This window comes from Halobacillus sp. AWM4_238, assembly GCF_056158265.1.
In genome coordinates, this window is record NZ_JBSWSY010000002.1 from 628,645 (window position 1) to 647,377 (window position 18,733).

17 protein-coding genes are annotated in these 18,733 nt (G+C 45.6%); 10 read left to right on the plus strand and 7 right to left on the minus strand.

Going from position 1 to position 18,733, the window contains the following annotated elements; all coding sequences use genetic code 11:
• Positions 1-30 precede the first annotated feature (30 nt).
• The gene (locus ACXACN_RS03275; protein ID WP_474962296.1) at positions 31-1,794 is read left to right on the plus strand and encodes a beta/alpha barrel domain-containing protein; all 1,764 of its coding nucleotides are present in this window, start codon (positions 31-33) and stop codon (positions 1,792-1,794) included.
• A 181-nt stretch (positions 1,795-1,975) separates the two neighbouring features.
• Here ACXACN_RS03275 and ACXACN_RS03280 read toward each other — a convergent pair whose 3' ends face one another.
• Positions 1,976-3,286 carry a glutamine synthetase family protein gene (locus ACXACN_RS03280; protein WP_474962298.1) on the minus strand — a complete coding sequence of 437 codons (1,311 nt, stop codon included), beginning with the start codon at positions 3,284-3,286 and terminating at the stop codon, positions 1,976-1,978.
• 223 nt (positions 3,287-3,509) lie between these two features.
• On the opposite strand from ACXACN_RS03280, the gene ACXACN_RS03285 reads away from it, so the two are divergent.
• Complete coding sequence (locus tag ACXACN_RS03285; protein WP_474962299.1) at positions 3,510-3,902, plus strand: hypothetical protein; 393 nt, start codon at positions 3,510-3,512, stop codon at positions 3,900-3,902.
• A 116-nt stretch (positions 3,903-4,018) separates the two neighbouring features.
• Positions 4,019-4,945 (plus strand): manganese-dependent inorganic pyrophosphatase, encoded by a 927-nt coding sequence (locus ACXACN_RS03290; RefSeq protein ID WP_474962301.1) that lies wholly within the window; start codon positions 4,019-4,021, stop codon positions 4,943-4,945.
• A 696-nt stretch (positions 4,946-5,641) separates the two neighbouring features.
• Here ACXACN_RS03290 and ACXACN_RS03295 read toward each other — a convergent pair.
• Positions 5,642-6,172: a hypothetical protein gene (locus ACXACN_RS03295; RefSeq protein ID WP_474962302.1), complete on the minus strand. Its 531-nt coding sequence runs from the start codon at positions 6,170-6,172 to the stop codon at positions 5,642-5,644.
• Between the two features lie 286 nt (positions 6,173-6,458).
• Between ACXACN_RS03295 and ACXACN_RS03300 the strand changes: the two genes are divergently transcribed.
• From ACXACN_RS03300 to ACXACN_RS03310, 3 genes are all read left to right on the plus strand, one after another.
• Complete coding sequence (locus ACXACN_RS03300) at positions 6,459-7,019, plus strand: copper resistance CopC family protein (protein WP_474962304.1); 561 nt, start codon at positions 6,459-6,461, stop codon at positions 7,017-7,019.
• On the plus strand, positions 7,016-8,086 hold the full coding sequence (locus ACXACN_RS03305) for a copper resistance D family protein (RefSeq protein ID WP_474962306.1): 1,071 nt from the start codon (positions 7,016-7,018) through the stop codon (positions 8,084-8,086). Before ACXACN_RS03300 ends, ACXACN_RS03305 begins: the two co-directional genes overlap by 4 nt.
• A gap of 107 nt (positions 8,087-8,193) precedes the next feature.
• Positions 8,194-9,210, plus strand: coding sequence for a DUF1835 domain-containing protein (locus ACXACN_RS03310; protein ID WP_474962308.1), 1,017 nt, complete (start codon positions 8,194-8,196; stop codon positions 9,208-9,210).
• 69 nt (positions 9,211-9,279) lie between these two features.
• Here ACXACN_RS03310 and ACXACN_RS03315 read toward each other — a convergent pair whose 3' ends face one another.
• Complete coding sequence (locus tag ACXACN_RS03315; protein ID WP_474962309.1) at positions 9,280-9,861, minus strand: GNAT family N-acetyltransferase; 582 nt, start codon at positions 9,859-9,861, stop codon at positions 9,280-9,282.
• Between the two features lie 113 nt (positions 9,862-9,974).
• Here ACXACN_RS03315 and corA point away from each other — a divergent pair, with 113 nt between their 5' ends.
• Positions 9,975-10,925, plus strand: coding sequence for a magnesium/cobalt transporter CorA (corA, locus tag ACXACN_RS03320; RefSeq protein ID WP_474962311.1), 951 nt, complete (start codon positions 9,975-9,977; stop codon positions 10,923-10,925).
• A gap of 476 nt (positions 10,926-11,401) precedes the next feature.
• Here corA and ACXACN_RS03325 read toward each other — a convergent pair whose 3' ends face one another.
• Positions 11,402-11,791, minus strand: coding sequence for an SET domain-containing protein (locus tag ACXACN_RS03325; RefSeq protein WP_160912837.1), 390 nt, complete (start codon positions 11,789-11,791; stop codon positions 11,402-11,404).
• A gap of 201 nt (positions 11,792-11,992) precedes the next feature.
• Here ACXACN_RS03325 and ACXACN_RS03330 point away from each other — a divergent pair, with 201 nt between their 5' ends.
• Positions 11,993-13,516 carry a glycine betaine uptake BCCT transporter gene (locus ACXACN_RS03330; protein ID WP_474966785.1) on the plus strand — a complete coding sequence of 508 codons (1,524 nt, stop codon included), beginning with the start codon at positions 11,993-11,995 and terminating at the stop codon, positions 13,514-13,516.
• A gap of 54 nt (positions 13,517-13,570) precedes the next feature.
• Here ACXACN_RS03330 and ACXACN_RS03335 read toward each other — a convergent pair whose 3' ends face one another.
• The gene (locus tag ACXACN_RS03335) at positions 13,571-14,134 is read right to left on the minus strand and encodes an FAD-dependent oxidoreductase (RefSeq protein ID WP_474962312.1); all 564 of its coding nucleotides are present in this window, start codon (positions 14,132-14,134) and stop codon (positions 13,571-13,573) included.
• A 983-nt stretch (positions 14,135-15,117) separates the two neighbouring features.
• Here ACXACN_RS03335 and ACXACN_RS03340 point away from each other — a divergent pair.
• Entirely contained in the window at positions 15,118-16,503 is a 1,386-nt protein-coding gene (locus tag ACXACN_RS03340; RefSeq protein WP_474962314.1) for an MFS transporter, read from the plus strand.
• Between the two features lie 128 nt (positions 16,504-16,631).
• Here the strand turns inward: ACXACN_RS03340 and ACXACN_RS03345 are convergent, their stop codons facing one another.
• Together ACXACN_RS03345 and ACXACN_RS03350 are read right to left on the minus strand one after the other, a co-directional pair.
• Positions 16,632-16,964, minus strand: coding sequence for a hypothetical protein (locus ACXACN_RS03345; protein ID WP_474962315.1), 333 nt, complete (start codon positions 16,962-16,964; stop codon positions 16,632-16,634).
• A 73-nt stretch (positions 16,965-17,037) separates the two neighbouring features.
• Positions 17,038-17,763, minus strand: a complete 726-nt coding sequence (locus ACXACN_RS03350) for an SDR family NAD(P)-dependent oxidoreductase (protein ID WP_474962317.1) — start codon at positions 17,761-17,763, stop codon at positions 17,038-17,040.
• Between the two features lie 182 nt (positions 17,764-17,945).
• Between ACXACN_RS03350 and ACXACN_RS03355 the strand changes: the two genes are divergently transcribed.
• Positions 17,946-18,479, plus strand: a complete 534-nt coding sequence (locus ACXACN_RS03355) for an HD domain-containing protein (protein WP_474962319.1) — start codon at positions 17,946-17,948, stop codon at positions 18,477-18,479.
• Positions 18,480-18,733 lie beyond the last annotated feature (254 nt).

Here is an 18,733-nt window from a genome sequence, read left to right on the forward strand (position 1 = left end):
TCTATGATTCTAAACGAAAAGGAAGATTGTATGCCGGATTGGTCTTATCACGTTTTGTTCAAAACGTGGCTGTCAAAAATGGCCCCTGTGACCTCCAGGGAATTTATACATAAAAATATGAACCGGATCGCTTCCTTTCCTGGAGGCAGACATGTCATCCATTTTCTAGGCAAAGAGGAGATCTCTGAAAAGCTTTCCCATTCGATTGCAGGTCAAGAAGTCCGTGGACCTGTCGGGTTATCAGGAAAGATCGACCCGCGATTGACAGGGACAAAAGCTTTCAGCCACCTGGGTTTCAGTATGATTGAAGTAGGTCCAGTGACGTTGGAACCTCAGACTGGCCGATATCCGGAGAGGAAAGAAGGGCATGTGTTGCTGCCTCGACAAGGTGAGTCCATCGGTTTGGAAGAAACCGTTCGTCGTCTGGAAAAGGCAGACACAGAGATTCCCTACCTTTTTCATCTGCAAGGCTCAGAGGATGAAATCATCAAAATGGCAGAAACGCTCAAACCTTTCTCCGGCATTTATAGTGTAGCGGAACATGTTTGGGATCCGTTCGTCGTTGAAAAGCTCTCCAAATGGAAGCCTGTGTTTGTGAGAGTGCCCAGCAAGAATGTATCGGACATGGACAGATTTGCAGGGGCGAACGGCATCATTTTAGAAGAATGTGACGATGAAAGCCATTTAGAAGCGCACAAAGAAGCTTTGAAAAAGCTGGATAACTATCATGTGATTACGATCGGCGGGGTGAAGGAACCCTCAGATGCACTTGAACTCCTTTCCGCAGGCGCCAGCATGGTATTTCTTTCTGCTGCTTACGTCGATGCCGGCCCAGGGTTACCGAAGCGGATTCACGAAGCGCTCCTGGATGAAGAACCGCGAGCACATGAGGAGAAAACGGGCTGGATCTGGTATTTCTTATTTGGTCTGGCGGTTTTCTTAGGTGGCATCCTTGCCTTGGTGTTCAGTTTGACCTCGGTGATCCTTCCTTATGATGAAGCTTTTCTCGGAATATCGAGAGAAGAATTGCTCCTATTCAATGAACGGATCCTCTGGTTCATGGCCCACGACCGGATGACCCTCGCCGGGACAATGATCTCCGGGGGGCTGCTTTATATGTTTCTCGCGAGGTTTTCTGTATCAAAGGGAGAAAAGTGGGCGAAACAAGCCATTGACTTTGCTGCCATCGCCGGCTTTTTAGGCATTCTATTTTTTATTGGTTATGGCTATTTTGACTGGCTGCACTTATTGTTCTGGATCATCCTTCTTCCATTTTACGTGATGGGATGGCTCCAATCGCGGGAACTTTCTACACTGCCAGCTTCAAAGAATCGGAAAAATGATAAAACGTGGCTTCTCGGTGTTTATGGCCAATTTTGTTTCGTCATTCTCGGGTTCTCTTTTGTCCTTGGCGGCATCATTATTTCCTATATCGGTGTGACAGGTGTCTTCATCCCGACGGATATCCAATACTTGTGCATGCCTCCTGAACTCATACAAAACTTCAACGAACGTCTGATCCCCGTCATCGCTCACGACCGAGCCGGATTCGGGAGCGCACTCTTCAGTGTCGGCTCCCTAGTGCTCATGAGCGCCCTCTGGGGGTATCATCAGGGCAAACGCTGGTTTTGGTGGATGTTCCTCATTGGTGGAGTACCGGCTTTTGCTGCGGGAATTTTTGTACACATCATGATTGGCTATACGACATTCATACACTTACTGCCTGCATACATCGCATTGGTCTTCTATGTGGTAGGGTTGGTGCTGTCCTATCGTTATTTGATGGGAAAATGAAACGAAGGTCATCCCATTTAAGGGGATGACCTTTCGCGCGCAAGAAGAGAGGACCGCGCGCAAGAAGAGAGGACCGCGCGCAAGAAGAGAGGACCGCGCACAAGAAGCCATGAACGAGCACAAGAAATCAGGATTGCATACAAAAAAGCAGCGCCCCATTGGAGCGCTGCTTTTCTCATTTTTACTTGTTCATATATTTGTCGATTTCCCACTTGCTGACTTGCAAGGAGTACTGTGTCCACTCGTCTTCTTTGTCTTCGATATAAGCATTGGCTGTATGATCGCCAAGTGCTTTAAGAAGAACTTCGTCTTTCTTCAGAGCAGAAAGAGCTTCTTTCAAGTTTGTAGGAAGTGTTGGTACACTGTCGTCTTCAACTTCATACAGGTTACGGCTTTCTGCTTCACCAGCATCATAGCCGTGACGGATTCCTTCAAGACCAGCTTGGATCAATACCGCTAGTGTCAGGTAAGGGTTTGCTGTCGGGTCCGGGTTACGGACTTCGAAGCGGGTACCTTGACCACGTGTTGTTGGTACACGAACCATACAGCTACGGTTGGAGTGAGACCATGCGATACTTACAGGTGCTTCATAACCAGGAACGAGACGCTTATAAGAGTTCACGTTCGGGTTCGTAATCGCTGCAATTGCGCGAGCGTGGTGAAGGATTCCTGCGATGAATTGTTTCATCGTTTTAGAAACGCCGTCTTTCGCATCTTCATCATAGAAAGCACTGTCGCCATCTCTGAATAGGGAAAGGTGTGCGTGCATTCCGGAACCGTTCTCACCTGCGATTGGTTTAGGCATGAATGTAGCGTGATAGTCATGGTTTGTTGCGATATCTTTCACTACATTTTTGAACGTTTGGATGTTGTCAGCTGTTTTCAGCATGTTGTCGAAACGGAAGTTGATCTCGTGCTGTCCCATCGCCACTTCGTGGTGGGAAGCTTCCATTTCGAAACCGAATTTTTTCAGTGTACGTACGATGTCACGACGTACTTTATCCCCTTTATCTTTAGGAGAAGCATCGAAGTATCCACCGCGGTCGTTCATTTCGCGAATTGGGTAACCATCTTTGTCCAGCTTGAATAGGAAGAATTCAGGCTCTGGACCGACGTTAACTGTGTACCCCATATCTTCTGCTTCTTTCATTGCACGTTTAAGGATGTAACGAGGGTCTCCTTCGAATGGAGTGCCATCCGGCTTGTAGATATCACAAATGAAGCGCGCGCTGCGATCTTCATCGACCAAAGAAGGAAGTAGTAGGAATGTATCTAGGTCTGGAACGAGATACATGTCACTTTCTTGGATATCAGAGAAACCAGAAATGGAAGAACTGTCGAACATCGCCTCATTGGCTAATACCATTTCTAGTTCTTCAGCTGGTAGTTCTACATTTTTCGTATCCCCATACATATCTGTGAATTCTAATAGTAGGAATTCAACGTTGTTTTCTTTTACTTCCTGAATAATTTGCTCTTTTGTGTAAGTCATACATTACCCTCTCTTTTACAGTTTTATTTATGAGATTTGTATCCGGATCATTCTTGGATATGTACCTCACTTTTTCTTATGTAAGGAATTCTAACACATAGTGTAGACAAATCTCAAATGCCTTTTATTTAAATTCCCTCATTTTTTTTACGTAAACCTATGATTTAGTAAAAAAAATCGTCCTCTCACATAGAGTAGAGTATAAGTGGAAGGGAGAGGTTCTATGAACGGGAAAAACCTTGTATTCATGCAGTCTATCGCCGTTTTTGGTTACTTGATTTTCTCATCTTTTTTAACGATGAAAGTGCAGGTCACATCCAATCTAACAGAAAATTTTTATTTTTATATTATTTTCTCACAATTCGTCTACGTACCCATCGGATGCCTCCTTGCACTCCCGGATTTTATCAAAAAATGGAAGGAGGAAGGACAGTGGAAATGGAGGAAAAGATACGGGCTGCTTTTTCTTCTTCCTTCTTTCTATTTGTTATTGGTTCCCTACGTCATCCATGTCGATTCATTTTTTCCCGATGTGCTGATTACCAACCCTTCTGTCAGTTCAGTGATCCAGGTTTTATGTGGGTATTTTCTTGTGAAAGGATTTGAAAAAGTCTAGTTTCTTTTCAATATGAAGGGGAATGGTAGGAGAAGATGGACTATGACTGCAATCTATTTTATAATCGAAACGGACAAGGCATCCTACATACCCTTGATAAAGAAAGGAAGATTTTTGTGAGCAAAACATTCGTTTTCGGGCACAAGAACCCGGACACAGATACGATTACTTCAGCACTTGTATATGCTGACTTGAAAAAAGCCCTAGGTGAAGATGTTGAGGCCGTTCGTCTTGGAGAAGTAAATGGAGAAACGCAATTCGCATTGGATCAGTTCAATGTCGATGCCCCTCGTCTCGTTGAGCGTGTATCAGATGAAGTGGAGCACGTGATCCTTGTCGATCACAACGAGCGCCAGCAAAGTGCGAACGATATTGATGAGGTGCAGGTCCTTGAGGTCATCGACCACCACCGTATCGCCAATTTCGAAACGAAAGGACCTCTCTACTATCGAGCAGAGCCTGTCGGATGTACAGCAACGATCCTGAACAAGTTGTATAAGGAAAAAGGACAGCAAGTTTCGAAGCCAATGGCAGGACTGATGTTATCTGCAATCATCTCCGATTCTCTCTTATTCAAATCACCGACGTGCACAGATGAAGATCGTACAGCAGCTGAAGAACTTGCGGCAATCGCTGGCGTTGACGCTGAAGAATACGGCCTGAAGATGTTGAAAGCAGGCGCAGATATCAGTGACAAGACAGCAGAAGAATTAATCTCTCTGGACGCGAAGGAATTTGACATGGGTGATAAGAAAGTAGAAATTGCTCAAGTGAACACGGTCGATACAGATGATGTGCTTTCCCGCAAGAGCGAGCTTGAAGCAGCAATTGACAAAAATGTTTCTGACAAAGGGTTGGACTTGTTCCTGCTTGTTGTTACAGACATTCTTGAAAGTGACTCCACTGTCGTTGCGGTCGGTAACGAAACAGAAGCGGTTGCGAAAGCTTTCGAAACAGAACTTGATGGCAATCAGGCTGTTCTGAAAGGTGTCGTCTCCCGTAAGAAACAAATCGTACCTCCGTTAAACACCTATTTCGGATAAGCAACAAAGCGAACCCTCATCCCGAGGCGTTCGCTTTTTTTCTTACATATAAGCTCCCGATTGTGGAAGACTCAGTTTCGAGATGTTTGTGTGCGTTTAGGGGCTCCGGGAAACCGTTCGCTTTCCATGGGGCGGGCGGTGAGCCTCCTCAGGCTACGCCTTCCGGGGTCTCACCTGTCCCACACGTCCCATTTTAAATATCCGGTTCCGGCACCTAGCGGCTAGTGAGACTTCCCTCGCTTCTGTACGATAAGTCAACATCGAATCACTTCGTTCTTCGTGTTTCCTTTATCTCCGCCAGCTCAGTCCAGTCCATACGCCGCTGATCAAGGTGCCTCCACACTTAAAACAGGAGTCTCACCGTTTCCCTCCGCCCCTTGGCCATATGAGGATCTCGAAACTCCTTCCGGGATAAGCTGCTTTACCTACAAGGAGAGGTGGGTGATAATCATTTTGCCTAACACCAATGTAGTAAAGGACACTCTTCCCTCCTACGCAGGCATGAAGCGCTATGGATCCAGCTTTTACTTCCTGAATACCCAACGTGGATAGGTTAACATTCTCCTCTTTATTCAATCATACAAGCTGATTCTTCCAGAAGTGATTTCGAGAATCTTCCCCGCAGCCCCTACCCACAGCACAAAAGCCCCGAAATCAAGTCTTACAGAGTCCTTCCATATAGTTTTCATGCAAGCTCTATGATAGAAACTGATCATTGAACGTTCGGAGGGTTTCTGTCAGGTCCTGCATTTTCTCTGAATTAGACACCGTAAAAGCATCGTTATCTACGATGTCTTTCACGTTGGTATGAAGTTGCTTTAAAGCGGCTGTTATATCTTCTGCATTGTCCGATTCTCCACCTTCAAAGGACGCCGTTGTAATCACTGATCGGAGCTTGAACAATTCATTGGAATAGTCTCGGAACCATCCTTTTTCCAGTTCACTCGATCGTTCGGCTGCATTCAATAGTCTTTGGTTACCAGTCAGTTGCTGAAGGCTGCGGGTGAGCAATGTCTCTACATGAATCTTTTCTTCTTCCATACCTTCCCTATGATACGCTTCAAAGGATAGAGTGACGTCTTCGATGCGAAAGGGGAGTTCGGCTACAACGGATGTGGCTGCGTCTCTTGTAAATGAGTCGATTTCAGAGGGTTTCGTTGTGTCGTACCATAGGTAAGCGAACACGATGCTTGTGAGCAGGAAGATTCCTGAGAGTATTTTATACATGGGTGCCGGTCTCCTTTTCTTAAAATCACTAACCGTATCGTATCATGATCATGGTATAAGTTGTTGATTCTTATATCGCCGATCTGTGCGCTATTTTTGACCGCCGCAGGTGTCCGATTGAAAAAGGTTCATATCCAGCACATGAACGAAGGTTCCTTTGTTCACTAAATTGTCTTCTTTTAAATCTGGCATTCTTTCCTTTGCTTTGATATAAATTTAGAGGGAGGAGTGATCCATTGCACTTTTCCATTCGTAGTCTTTATAAAAGAGAGAAGGAGTCATTGATATGAAATATATAGCCATGATTGGTGTACTATTTTTATTCGCGCTGCCTGTGACGGTAAGTGCCCATACGCATCTTGAAAGTTCTGATCCCCAATCAGGAGGGGCGATAACGTCAGAAAACCCTGGTGTTACACTGACCTTTGATTCTAAAGTCCAGGAGCCTACAGCCTTAACGGTCACAGGTGAAGGCGGGGAAGGGTTCGACATAGATACCTATACTCATTCTCCTGAAAATGTTATCGAGTTCAATCTTCCAGCGGAATTGAAAACAGGAGACATTGAGGTCTTTTACAGCATTATCGGTGAGGACGGGCATGTGATGGAAAATCAGCTGACGTTTACTTACACAGCGAAGGAAGGGACGGCTGAAAGTGAAACGGAGGATCCGGTAACCACTTCAGACGAAGATGAAAGTACGGCCGGTGAAGGGTCCGCAGATGAGCAAGCGATTGCGGCCGACCAAAGCAATGAATCGAGTGTTTGGATTGTACCGGTACTTGGTTTCGGTCTTTTAATTACGGCAGGGCTTGTCTTCTTTGGAGTAGTCAGGAAGAAATCATGATTCATGCTTTAATGAATGGAGCCCTATACGCTTGTCTCTCCATTCTGATCGGGGCAAGTCTTTTGTCTACCTTTGATGAAGGGCTTGCTCATCGCAGGAAAATGTGGACACTGGTTACACTCGCTGTGCCTGTGTTCGCAGTTTTTCCTATTTTAGAACTCGCGGTCATGCTGCAGGAATACCGGGAAGGAAGCTTGTTGGAGAGTCTCATTCATGTGCTTACCCAGTTAAAGGGAGGACAAGCCTGGCTTCTTCTTTTTTCCTTAGCTGTCCTTCATGTGGTCGTATTGAACACGATTAAAAGGTCAAAAGTTGCGTATTCTTTAAGTTTGTTCCTTCTTGTAGGAATGATTCTCACGCAGAGTACAACCGGCCATGCCGCCGGCACGACCTCTTTTCAAGGAGCACTTCTTCATACCATTCATTTCATCGCTGTCGGCGTGTGGTCAGGCATACTCCTCGTTGTCAGCTTTATTTCGAATCAGGAGCGTCAGTGGAAGTCCTTTGTCAATTGGTTTACGAAGGTAGCAATCGGCTGCATCGTCTGGCTTACGTTGACGGGGGTTATCATGAGTTTAACTTTATCTGAGAGTATTGTAGATTCGTGGATGCTGCCTTATGGACAGGCCCTGTTAGTGAAGCACCTGTTGTTCATTGTGCTTCTGTTGTTTGCTTTTGTTAATGGCTTTCTCATGAAGCGTTTCGTAGCAGATGATCCCGGTTTCTCACCCAGACGCTGGTGGAAAGCGGAAAGTCTTCTCGTCGTTTTCATCTACAGCATCACAGGATACATGACCGAACAGGAAACACCACAGAACATCAGGCAAACACTGGAGCAGCAGGAACCGTCTGCGCTCTTCCGTATTTTTACGACGGTGGATGGGGTAGGTCCATTAACCCTCTCACCGAATTTGATCAGCCTCGCCTCTTTGGGCTTAGCCTTTGTTTTTCTGCTGTTTACAGGCTTGATGATCAAACGGGACTCTCTCGCCGGTACGTTCTTTGTTAGTGCGATGGTCGTGTGGAGTTTATATCTTGGTCTTATGAGCAGTGTATCGATGAGTTGAACGGACACCTATGACAGGTGTTCGTTTTTTCTATGATTATGAAACTTATAAGCTTCATGGGACGTATTCAGGAAAGATTATCGTTTAGATGTTGAAGGAGGGGAAAGATGACATTTACCTTGAAAAGAAGGCTCGAAGTGTTGGATGAAAAAGAGTTGCGTACAATCTTGCTCCATCAGTGGTCTCTATTTTCTTATGTAGAAGAAGGGAAGATTTCGGAAAAAGAATGGCTGAAAAAGGTGAACGAAATCAAAAGAGGCATGGACTGTGTTTGTGACGATCGCCTGTATCCTTTTCGCACAGAAGAAGGGGAAAATGCAGCGCGCGCTCATATCGTCTTTAGTGAATCTAGTAAGGGGGCATTGCAGCTTGCATTGAGACAAAAAGAGAAAAATCGTGAAAAAGTACTGGCTCTTTCTCAGATGTTTTCAATCGGTCCTATAAAAGACTTGGAAAAAGAAGAAGGTATGAAAAAGCGCACACAATGGCTGTTCGATCATCTTGTTATGGATGATGAGGAGTGGATGCACATGGAAGAAGATCTTTTGAATGCCATTGAAAATGTAAGATCCATACCGTCCCATATGCCTGTTACGGTATGGGTTGGTCCCAATGCCCATGAACAAACCGGGCTTCGATTTGTTTTGCATTTATTGGATCATCATTCGATTGAAATCTATCCTATTCAAGCAGAGGGTTCATCAGCATTCCCGCTCCACACAGGGGAACTTTCTCCGGGTCGGTTTGTGCATTTACTTGATCATACACCCAGCGTTCCCATAACCAAAACGAACATAGAAAATGCTCGAATGGAATGGCAAAGGTTATCCGAGGAAAATACGAATCTCCGAGTATGGGAGGATGGCATTAAATCAACGTCCGACGAATATTTTGATCCCACTCTCATCCAATCCTTAATTCAGTTGCAGAAGGAGAGTGAAAGGGGCGAATTCATAAAAGCGGCGCGATTAATAGGGGAAGTGCTCGGACATTCGTCACAAGTCGTCGGGGACAGCTACTTCGAGTACCGCGTCCGTGAACTCGTCTTTCAGGGGGAGTTTAGGATCAAGGGTGTTCCGAGAGGGATGAGGTATTACGCTGTGAAATGGGAAGGACTTTCTTAACGAATATAAAAAAACGCTCCAAGATGCTTAAGAAGCTTTGAGCGTTTTTTCTTTTTCCATCCTTCTTCTTTATGCACGTTTCATCCATTCTTCCCTAAGGACCCCCATGCGGATGGAATCATAAAACCGTCCCTCATAAATGCGGCATTTCCTCAGGCGGCCTTCGATTTTCATGCCGAGTTTTTCACCGACGCGCATCATCCGCTCGTTTCTAGACCAGGTCGTCAAACCGACTCGGGCAAGGGGGAGGGTGTTGAAAAGGTAGTCCACCCAAATTTCAAGGGCATCTGATCCGTATCCGCCGCCCCAATAGTCAGGGTCATAAATGCCGATGCCGACTTCGAGCCAGAGAGAAGCTTTGTGCTCCCAGTAATAGGTGACCGTTCCGATGGTTTTCCCATCCACTTCGATGATGAGCCGTGAATCGGGTTCGTTCGGGCCGAGTCTGTTGACGCGTGCTTTTTCATGACTGCGATAGCTCTCGAGAGTGTGAGGCTCGAGCGGATAGTAGGGGGCATCCCATTTTTTCCATTCCGGATCTTCGCCATTGTAGATCAATTGGTACAAGATAGGGATGTCCTCTTCCGTTATGGCCCGTAATGTCACTCGTTGCCCTTTCAATTGTTCGTCGCTTTTCAATCGTTGCAGCATCCGCCTGCCCCCGTTCCATCTTTTCTTTCATCGTATCATAAGTTAGAATGGTTGTTTGAATATTTTCTTTTACGGTTATAAAAGAATATGACATACATAGGTAGGTGAAATGCATGGTTGAGGTTATGGCTTTTAGTAAAGAATCAGGGTTGCATGACAACCTCTCGATCGATGAACTGTCCAGCGGAAACTGGGACTGGTACTGGGTCGACTTCAATCAACCGTCGGAAGGGGAAGTGACGCTCTTAGAGAAAACCTTCGAGTTCCACCCTCTTGCGGTTGAAGACTGTCTGCACGGGCTGCAGCGTCCGAAGCTCGATTATTATGACGACCACAGTTTCATCGTTGTACATTCCGTGAATCCCAAGACGCTTGAGCGGGAAGAAATCGATGTTTTTCTCGGTGACTGTTCGATTGTCACTTTTCATAAAGAAAAAAATGAACCGCTGGAACAAGCGAAAAGAATCGTCAAAAAGAACAAACACCACGAGGATGTCGACGAATATTATGTCTTTCATCAGATTCTTGATAAGGTCGTGGACCATTATTTTCCAATCATTTACAAAATTGAGGACCATATTAATGAAATCGAAGACAACACGAAGGATTTGTCGATGGAGAAGCTGCTTGAAGAGTTGTTCGATCGACGCAGCGAACTGCTGACTTTGAGACAGACCATTCACCCGATGAGAGATTTGTTGTACCGAATCTTGAATACGAGGCACTTGGATGGCGTGTTTGATCGTAGGGAATATTTTGCCGATATCCATGACCATTTGATCAAGGTGGCCGACATGGTCGCATCAAACAGGGAAATGACGCAGGATATCCGGGACAGCTATTTGTCCTTGAACTCCCACGAAACGAACCGGACGATGCAGATTCTCACGGTCATCAGCGTCATCTTCATGCCGCTGACATTCATCGTTGGTGTATACGGCATGAACTTTTCAAACATGCCTGAGTTGCAGACAGAATACGGCTATTTTGTCGTTTGGGGAGTCATGATTGCGGTTGCAGTTGCGATGTTCATCTGGTTCAGAAACAAAGGCTGGTTTGATTGATGATATCAGACGTAAGACGGAAGCCACCCGGGCAGGTGGCTTCCGTCTTTTTTCGGTCCGGAGGCTGAATGTAAATCACCCCAACGCCCGCTAGCAAGAGAAAAGAGCCGGTCTATACTTGGATGAGGATTTATCAGTGGCTTTTTGCTATTTATCAGTGACTTTCTTCTATTTATCGGTGGCTTTTGAGATTTTATCAACGGCTTTACTGAATGGATCAGTATCCATGTATGAGGCGGAAGGCGGAGTTGGTATGGTCTTTTCTCTTCCGTCCTTTTTCGGTCTACAGGATGATGGAAAATCACTCCAACGGACGTTAGAAAGAAAAGGGAGGCGCTCTATACTTAAGATAACAAGAAAACAAAGGAGATGACCGGAATGATCAACATCTTTGAAATCTCTATTGATATTCAGGAGCGCCGCCCTCGCTAAAAAAACGCTCGTGACAGAAGTCACGAGCGTTTTTAATGTTTGTTTTAAGATTCTTCTTCGTCCTGGTCGAACCAAAGAAGCTCCTGCTCATCAACAAAGCCATTGTAGTTGATGTACACTTCTTCATCCGCTTTGATATCTTTATACGCATAAAAGTCAAACGTATGCGTTTCAAAATTGATGACATAGTTGGCGTTGGGTTCGTAGGAGTGGTTGAACATCATTCCATAGCCGAGCACAAACGCCGTGTGGTTTTCGCCATATTCAAATGCATAATCAGCGAGGCGGGTTTTTTCAATGTGGACGTGTTCTTCATTTGGGTAAGGGATGACGGGCGCCTGATGGATGAGCTCATTTTTGGCGATATCCCTTTTGGCAAAAATGCCGCGATTCAATTCTTCATTTTCAAGTGTAGACGTACGAACTTCGATCATGTGTCTTCACCTCCGTAAATTCTTCTTCTATAAAAAGCGATCCGTTGTTACGGATATTCTCTTATCTTTAACTATTCAAGTCTGACAGGTATCCGGATGGAAAGCAACTTTCTTATTTTTCAGTTTTTCTCAAAGAGAATAGGAAAAGCATGGGGAAAGATACTATCTCTAACAATCTTTTTTGGAAGGGATCGCATGCTGATGCAAAAGTTCAATTCAGTTTTCAAAATATCTGCTGGAATTATGCTCGTGCTCGTCCTTATCGGTGTAATCTGGCCTGAAGGATTGGAGCAGTCGACAACGAGCATCAAGAGCTTCATGGCTAATAAACTGGGCTGGTATTACTTGATCGTCGTCACACTCTTTACCCTTGTTTGTCTCACTTTTTTATTCACTCCGCTTGGAAGAATCAAGTTAGGAAAAAGAGGAGAGAAGCCAGAGTTTTCTCGTCCGACATGGATTGCCATGCTCTTTAGTGCGGGGATGGGGATCGGACTCGTGTTCTGGGGAACGGCGGAACCGATCGGTCATTACGCGATCAGTTCACCGACAGGAGAGACAGGCACGGATCAGGCGATCAAAGATGCGATGCGCTACACCTATTTCCACTGGGGTATTCATGCGTGGGCGATTTATGGCATCGTGGCGCTCGTTCTCGCCTATTTCAATTTCCGACACGGCCAACCTGGGCTGATCAGTGCTACTCTAAAACCATTAATCGGGGAAAAGGCTGCAGAAGGTGGGGTAGGGAAAGTCATCGATATCCTTGCCGTCATCGCGACGGTCATCGGCGTCGCCACAACGCTTGGATTCGGAGCCGTGCAAATCAATGGAGGGCTCTCGTATCTGTTTGGAATCCCTACTGGCATCGTCGTCCAATTCATTATCGTCGCCATCGTCACCGTTTTGTTCATGATTTCTGCCTGGTCAGGTTTAGGAAAAGGAATTAAGATTTTAAGTAATGTGAACATGGCCCTTGCCGCACTCCTGTTTCTCCTTGTGTTCATCGTTGGACCGACGATGTTCATCTTGAACATCTTCACAAGCTCCCTGGGTGCTTACTTTCAATACTTGCCGACAATGAGCTTTCGGATTGCGCCATTCAATCAGGATACCCGGGATTGGATCAACGCCTGGACGATTTTTTACTGGGCTTGGTGGATTGCCTGGTCACCATTTGTAGGTGTCTTCATTGCCCGTGTCTCAAGAGGAAGGAGTATCCGCGAGTTTGTATTCACCGTGCTTGTCGTACCTTCCCTTATAGGGTTTTTATGGTTTGCCGTCTTTGGTGGAACGGCCATACACCTGGAGCGTAATGCCATCGATGCCATCTCGTCATTAGCTACAGAAGAATCGTTGTTCGGGGTATTTTCTAATATCCCTCTCAGCTGGATTTCCTCCATTGCTGCGATGACGCTGATTGCCACGTTCTTCATCACCTCTGCTGACTCAGGGACTTTTGTACTGGGGATGATGACGACGGGCGGATCCGAATCCCCAGGTACTTTCATCAAACTCACTTGGGGAGCGTTATTAGCTGCGACCGCTTTAGCCCTTCTATACACAGGCGGACTGCAGGCGTTGCAAAATACGATGATCATCGCCGCTCTGCCCTTTTCGATCATCATGTTGATGATGGCCATCAGTTTTATCAAAGCGATCTATAAAGAGGGAAGAGAGCTTGGAGTCGGACGGTTCAATCCCCCGGATGACAAAAAATCATAAAAAACGAAGCCCCCGGTCCAATAAGATCGAGGGCTTCATTTTGTGTGCCATCCATTATTTTCCTAGTACGTCATGATCGACATATCGCTTGCCGTTCAGTTCACTAATGACATTGATGGCGACTCTTGCTCCGTCACCAGCTGTCACAATCGTATGGACACTCACACCAGCAACGGTACCAGCAGCCCACACTTTCGGCTTAGATGCGTGACCGCGTTCGTCGGTTTGAATAATTTTCGCAACGCGTGGTTCAGTCCCATCAACCACATCAATACCGAATGCTTCTGCGGCTTTCACAGACATCCCTGTTGCAAAAATGATGTGAGAAGCTTCGTAACTGCCTTCGGATGTTTGGATGATGTATAGGTTTCCTTTTTCCTCGATTCCAACGACATCATCCTGAACAATCTCTGCCCCGAATTTCTGTGCCTGTTTCTGTCCCTCTTCCAGTAACTTGGGACCTTCAATCGAGTCCACACCATAATGGTTCTCAACCCAGGCTTTTGCAGTAATGCTTTTTCCATTATCAAAAAGAATGGTATCTTTCCCGGCTTTCGCAGTGAAAAGTCCGGCACTGGCACCAGCCGGCCCGGCGCCAATAATCGCTACATCATACATCCAATCACTCCTTTTTGAAGGTTCCTCTCCATTATATCTGAATTTTCCGCCCATTTAAATTTTTACCTTATCGTTAGGAACACTTATTCAACAATGTCGCAGAATTGTGTAAGACTTGATTTCGGGACGGTAGTAGGAGTTAAGGGGCTCCGGGAAAAGGTTCGCTTTCCGTGGGCGAGTGATGAGCCTCCTCGAGCTAACGCTCTGCGGGGTCTCATCTACCACGCACTTCCCACAGGAGTCTCACCGTTTCCCTCCGCCCCTTTGCCATGGATAGATTCTCGAAACCACTCTAAAAGATCAGCTTTTATCATAAACGATAATGGATTATATAAATCGTTCTACAGGACGTAAAACCTTGATGCAGAGCGCTTTATACTTCTAACAGTGGATAGTGGACAACAATCCAACTTGGTAAAGGGATTCGTTTCTCTCCTACATCGAATGGGGTGGTTGGGAAGCTACTCGCCGAGCTCCTATCTCCCACGGGAGTCTCGCAGCTTCCCACCCCCATTCGAGACATATAAACGAACCTCTATACCATGAAGTAGCATCTTCCACCATCACTACCTATAGCAAGAAAGATCTCTATAACAAGCGGTTATGAGCACTATCCAGACGATGGAAGCTTTGTGATATAGCTCCCAATACGTATAGATAGCGCCTAATTCTGGAAGTGGTTTCGAGATACCTATAAGGCAAAGGGGCGGAGGGGAATGGCGAGACTCCTGCGGGAAGAGAGTGCTTGGTGAGACCCCACAGGACGCAGTCCGAGGAGGCTCACCGCGCTCCCGCGGAAAGCGAGTCATTCCCCGCAGCCCCAGCCACTCAACAAAAGTCTCGAAACTTAGTTTCAAGAAAAGGGATCCTATATGAAAATAAACAATACAATTGTCCCATATCCAAGCTTTGACCGTTGCTTTATTCGGAGAAGTCTTGTAGAATCATTTCGGGTAACGAAATAAAGGAAGGGAGATCAAAACATGAAGGAAGAACAAAAAGTAAAAAACCCAAAGGGATTATTGATCTCCCTTTGTGCGGTTATGATGATGTCCGTAATGAATGGAACAATGTTTAACATCGCTGTTCCTGATATAGCAAAAACGTATCAATTGATGCCATCAGAAGTCAGCTGGGTGATGACAGGGTATATTATGGTCTATGCCGTAGGAGCACTCACGTACGGGAAACTGGCCGACTTTTATCCTTATCGAACGTTGATTACATTTGGACTCAGTATTTTTTGTGCCGGCTCTTTGTTCGGCTTCTTTGCTCAAAACTATGGGATGGTCCTGTTAGCGAGGGTGATACAGGCGGTAGGCGGGGCGATGATTCCGGCGCTTGTTTTCCTGGCACCGATTCGTTATTTTCCGAATGAGCGAGGAAAAGTGCTTGGCATCGTCTCCTCGGTGATGGCGTTTGCTTCAGGCGTAGGACCGATTGCCGGTGGATTTATTGCCGGTTTTCTTGATTGGCGGTACTTGTTCTTAACGTCCGCTATGATTATCATTACGTTGCCGTTCTTGCGTAAAAATCTACCTCAGGAAGAATCCAAGAAAGGGTACATCGATTATGTCGGTGCCGCGTTGATCGCCGGAGTTATTTCTACACTTATGCTTGGGATCACACTTGGAATCACATGGCTGTTCGTATTCACTGTACTATTCTTTGCTTTGAATCTATGGCGGATGAAGTCTATTGACGAACCGTTTATCCCTGCGCATTTATTCAAAAGTAACCAGTACCGAGCGACCATCATTACAAGCTTTCTCGGTGTCGTTTGTTTGTTCGGCATGATGTTCATGCTGCCGATTATGTTCCGTGATGCTTATGGACTCGGTACGATGATGATCGGTCTCGTGCTTTTCCCAGGGGCACTGAGTGCCGCTCTGATGGGGCAAAAAGGTGGGAATCTCGTCGATTCCAAAGGGAACACGTTCGTTCTTTATTTGGCTCTTGCTTTGCTCGGAACCGGTTTTGTCGTGTTGTCTACACTCGTCGGAGCTCATCCTTATATTGTAAGTGCAGCCATCATTATTGCTTATATGAGCTTTCCGCTTGTGCAGGCCTCATCCGCTGATATTCTGGCCAACATTTTGGACAAAAACGAAACCGGTGTTGGCATGGGAGTGTTTAACCTGCTCAACTTCGTTTCCGGAGCGCTGAGTGGGGCGTTGATCGGGAAAGCGCTGGATGTGTTCAATCCGAGCCAGCCGTTCAACTGGTTAGGGTTTGAAGGGACGACAGCGGTTTACAGCAATATTTTCCTGGCGTTCGCTCTCATCATCACCTTAGGATTTCTGCAGTTCCGGTTGAATTTTTATAAAAAAGAACAAACCTATGCCCAAAAGAAACCCGCTTCCTTGTAAAAGGAGCGGGTTCTTTTTATGTATGAAAAAAGGGCGAAGGAGGATACTCACTCCTTCGCTATGAAGATAATGAGCTATGATTCCACATTCGATCATTTACAAAACATTCCATTTTGATTGTGCAAAAGTTATACCAAAATCGATGTTTCTTTTTCTACCATCGCGTCGCTGTACTTTCTACGGCATGTACTTTCTGCAATATGATCCTGCCATTCGCCTTTGATTTCATTGTATACATCATCGACACACTCCCCGTCGATGATCATGACGAACGACTCTTCCTTATCCATGAATAGAAAAAATGATAATAATTTCGGAAGGTGTGCAGCATCAGCAATCAGCTGATCTTGATGTAAGTATAAGTCGCACCCATTTTTCGTTATTGATTTGTACACTTTCATAATCTGGTTGGTCTTTAACGGGCGATTCAATGTAATTTGGTAAGAAGACAGCTCATTCACTGTCGTCACCTCCGTAATGGTTTGTTGCTATATGACTACCCGCACAAATCTTGTACTAAACATTTCGCCATTTTCAATGTTCATAAATCATTTTTCGGGTCATTCCGCCATCGACGGTCATGTTTTCTCCGTTCACAAACGAATTGTCCCGATCCGTCAAATAAAAGCAAGCCTTAGCAACGTCTTCAACCGTCCCTACACGATTGGATAAGTGCTGATGATGATCTTTCTCTCTCAATTCATCCGGGTCGCCTGTATGAATCCATCCAGGGCTGATGCTGTTGACCCTTATGTTATAAGGAGATAAAGATGCGGCCATCGCATGGGTGAGAGCGAATAGACCTCCTTTACTGGCAGCATAAGCTTCCGAGTCAGGCTCAGACATGAATGCCCTCGTGGACGCCATGTTTACAATGCGTCCTTCAACCTTCTCCTCTTTCCACCGTTTAGCGGCATATTTTGAAAAAAGAAAACAGCTGCGCAAGTTCGTATGTAGCACACGATCCCACTCATCCACATCTAAATCGAACATGGATTGGAACTCACTCACCCCGGCATTGTTAATCAGTATGGAGAAAGGCTCTTGGATCTTGTGGAAAAGAGACTCGATGTCCTTTGCCTCACTGACATCACAAGGGAAGAATAACCCGTCCACTTCTCTCATCGTTTTCTGTCCTTTCTCCTCATTCACATCACACCCAATCACACGGTACCCCCTCTCGGCATAAGCTATAGCTAATCCACGTCCAATGCCTTGAGCGACACCGGTAATGAGTACCGTTTCCTTCTGTTTTATCATGTTCATCCCTCCAAGGAATCGTTTCCTTTTTCTATTATAGGGTAAACTTGCATGTAAACGTGAGGACGACGACTTTGCCTATAGTAAAGTGATCTTTTTTATGAGCAACAGTCCCACCGGAGGAATCTTGTTCCGGTGAGGGAATCATGATATGATCTTCTTTAAAAAACGGAGGTGATCGTATGAATAGAGTGACACTCGTCGACGTTTTCAAACATCGCATTACACAAAAGTACTTACAGCGCTCAGGCATCAACCACGCGGTCACCGTTGCTGGCTATGCGTTTGATATGGCACTGAAAAAGGGAGTCGATCCTGACCTTGCGACAAAGTCAGCATTGCTTCACGACATGGGACATTATGAATGGTACCGGGATGGAAAGTGGGATTATGATGAATACCGGAAATCCGACATCCATGCGATCAAGGGAGCGGAACGGGCGCACAAGCTGCTGATTCGCCTCGGTGAAGATCGTCACGTAGCGAAGGAAGTTTCTGTAGCTGTTCTCCTCCATACGGACAGTTATTTGCCGTTTGGTCTGGATGAAAAAAGGACACCCCTTCAACATGTCGTTGCGAAAGCCGATGAAAAGGATGAGCAGCCCATGGGGTTGCACCATTACAAACAAATGGATAAAAGCGAAGCCTTGAAGCAATTGCATGCATTGGATTTGAAAATCGAAAAATATTACGAAGAAGATGATGAATTGGCATAACTTTCCACAATCTTTCATAGATTGAATCAGAGCAGGGGCGTGGGTAGGGCAGGAGTTTTTTCTGCCCTCCTAAAAAAGTCAAGAATATTTTGGCAATTAGGCTTTACTTTCCATCATAGGTCTTATATAATTTCCAGTGTAAGAAAAATTTCTCAGAAAGCGAGGTCGAATAAAATGAAAAACTGGATGACACAAAACCAAAACAACTTCATATCATCGACCTGCGCAGAGATCCATTCCTGAGATCTACGACA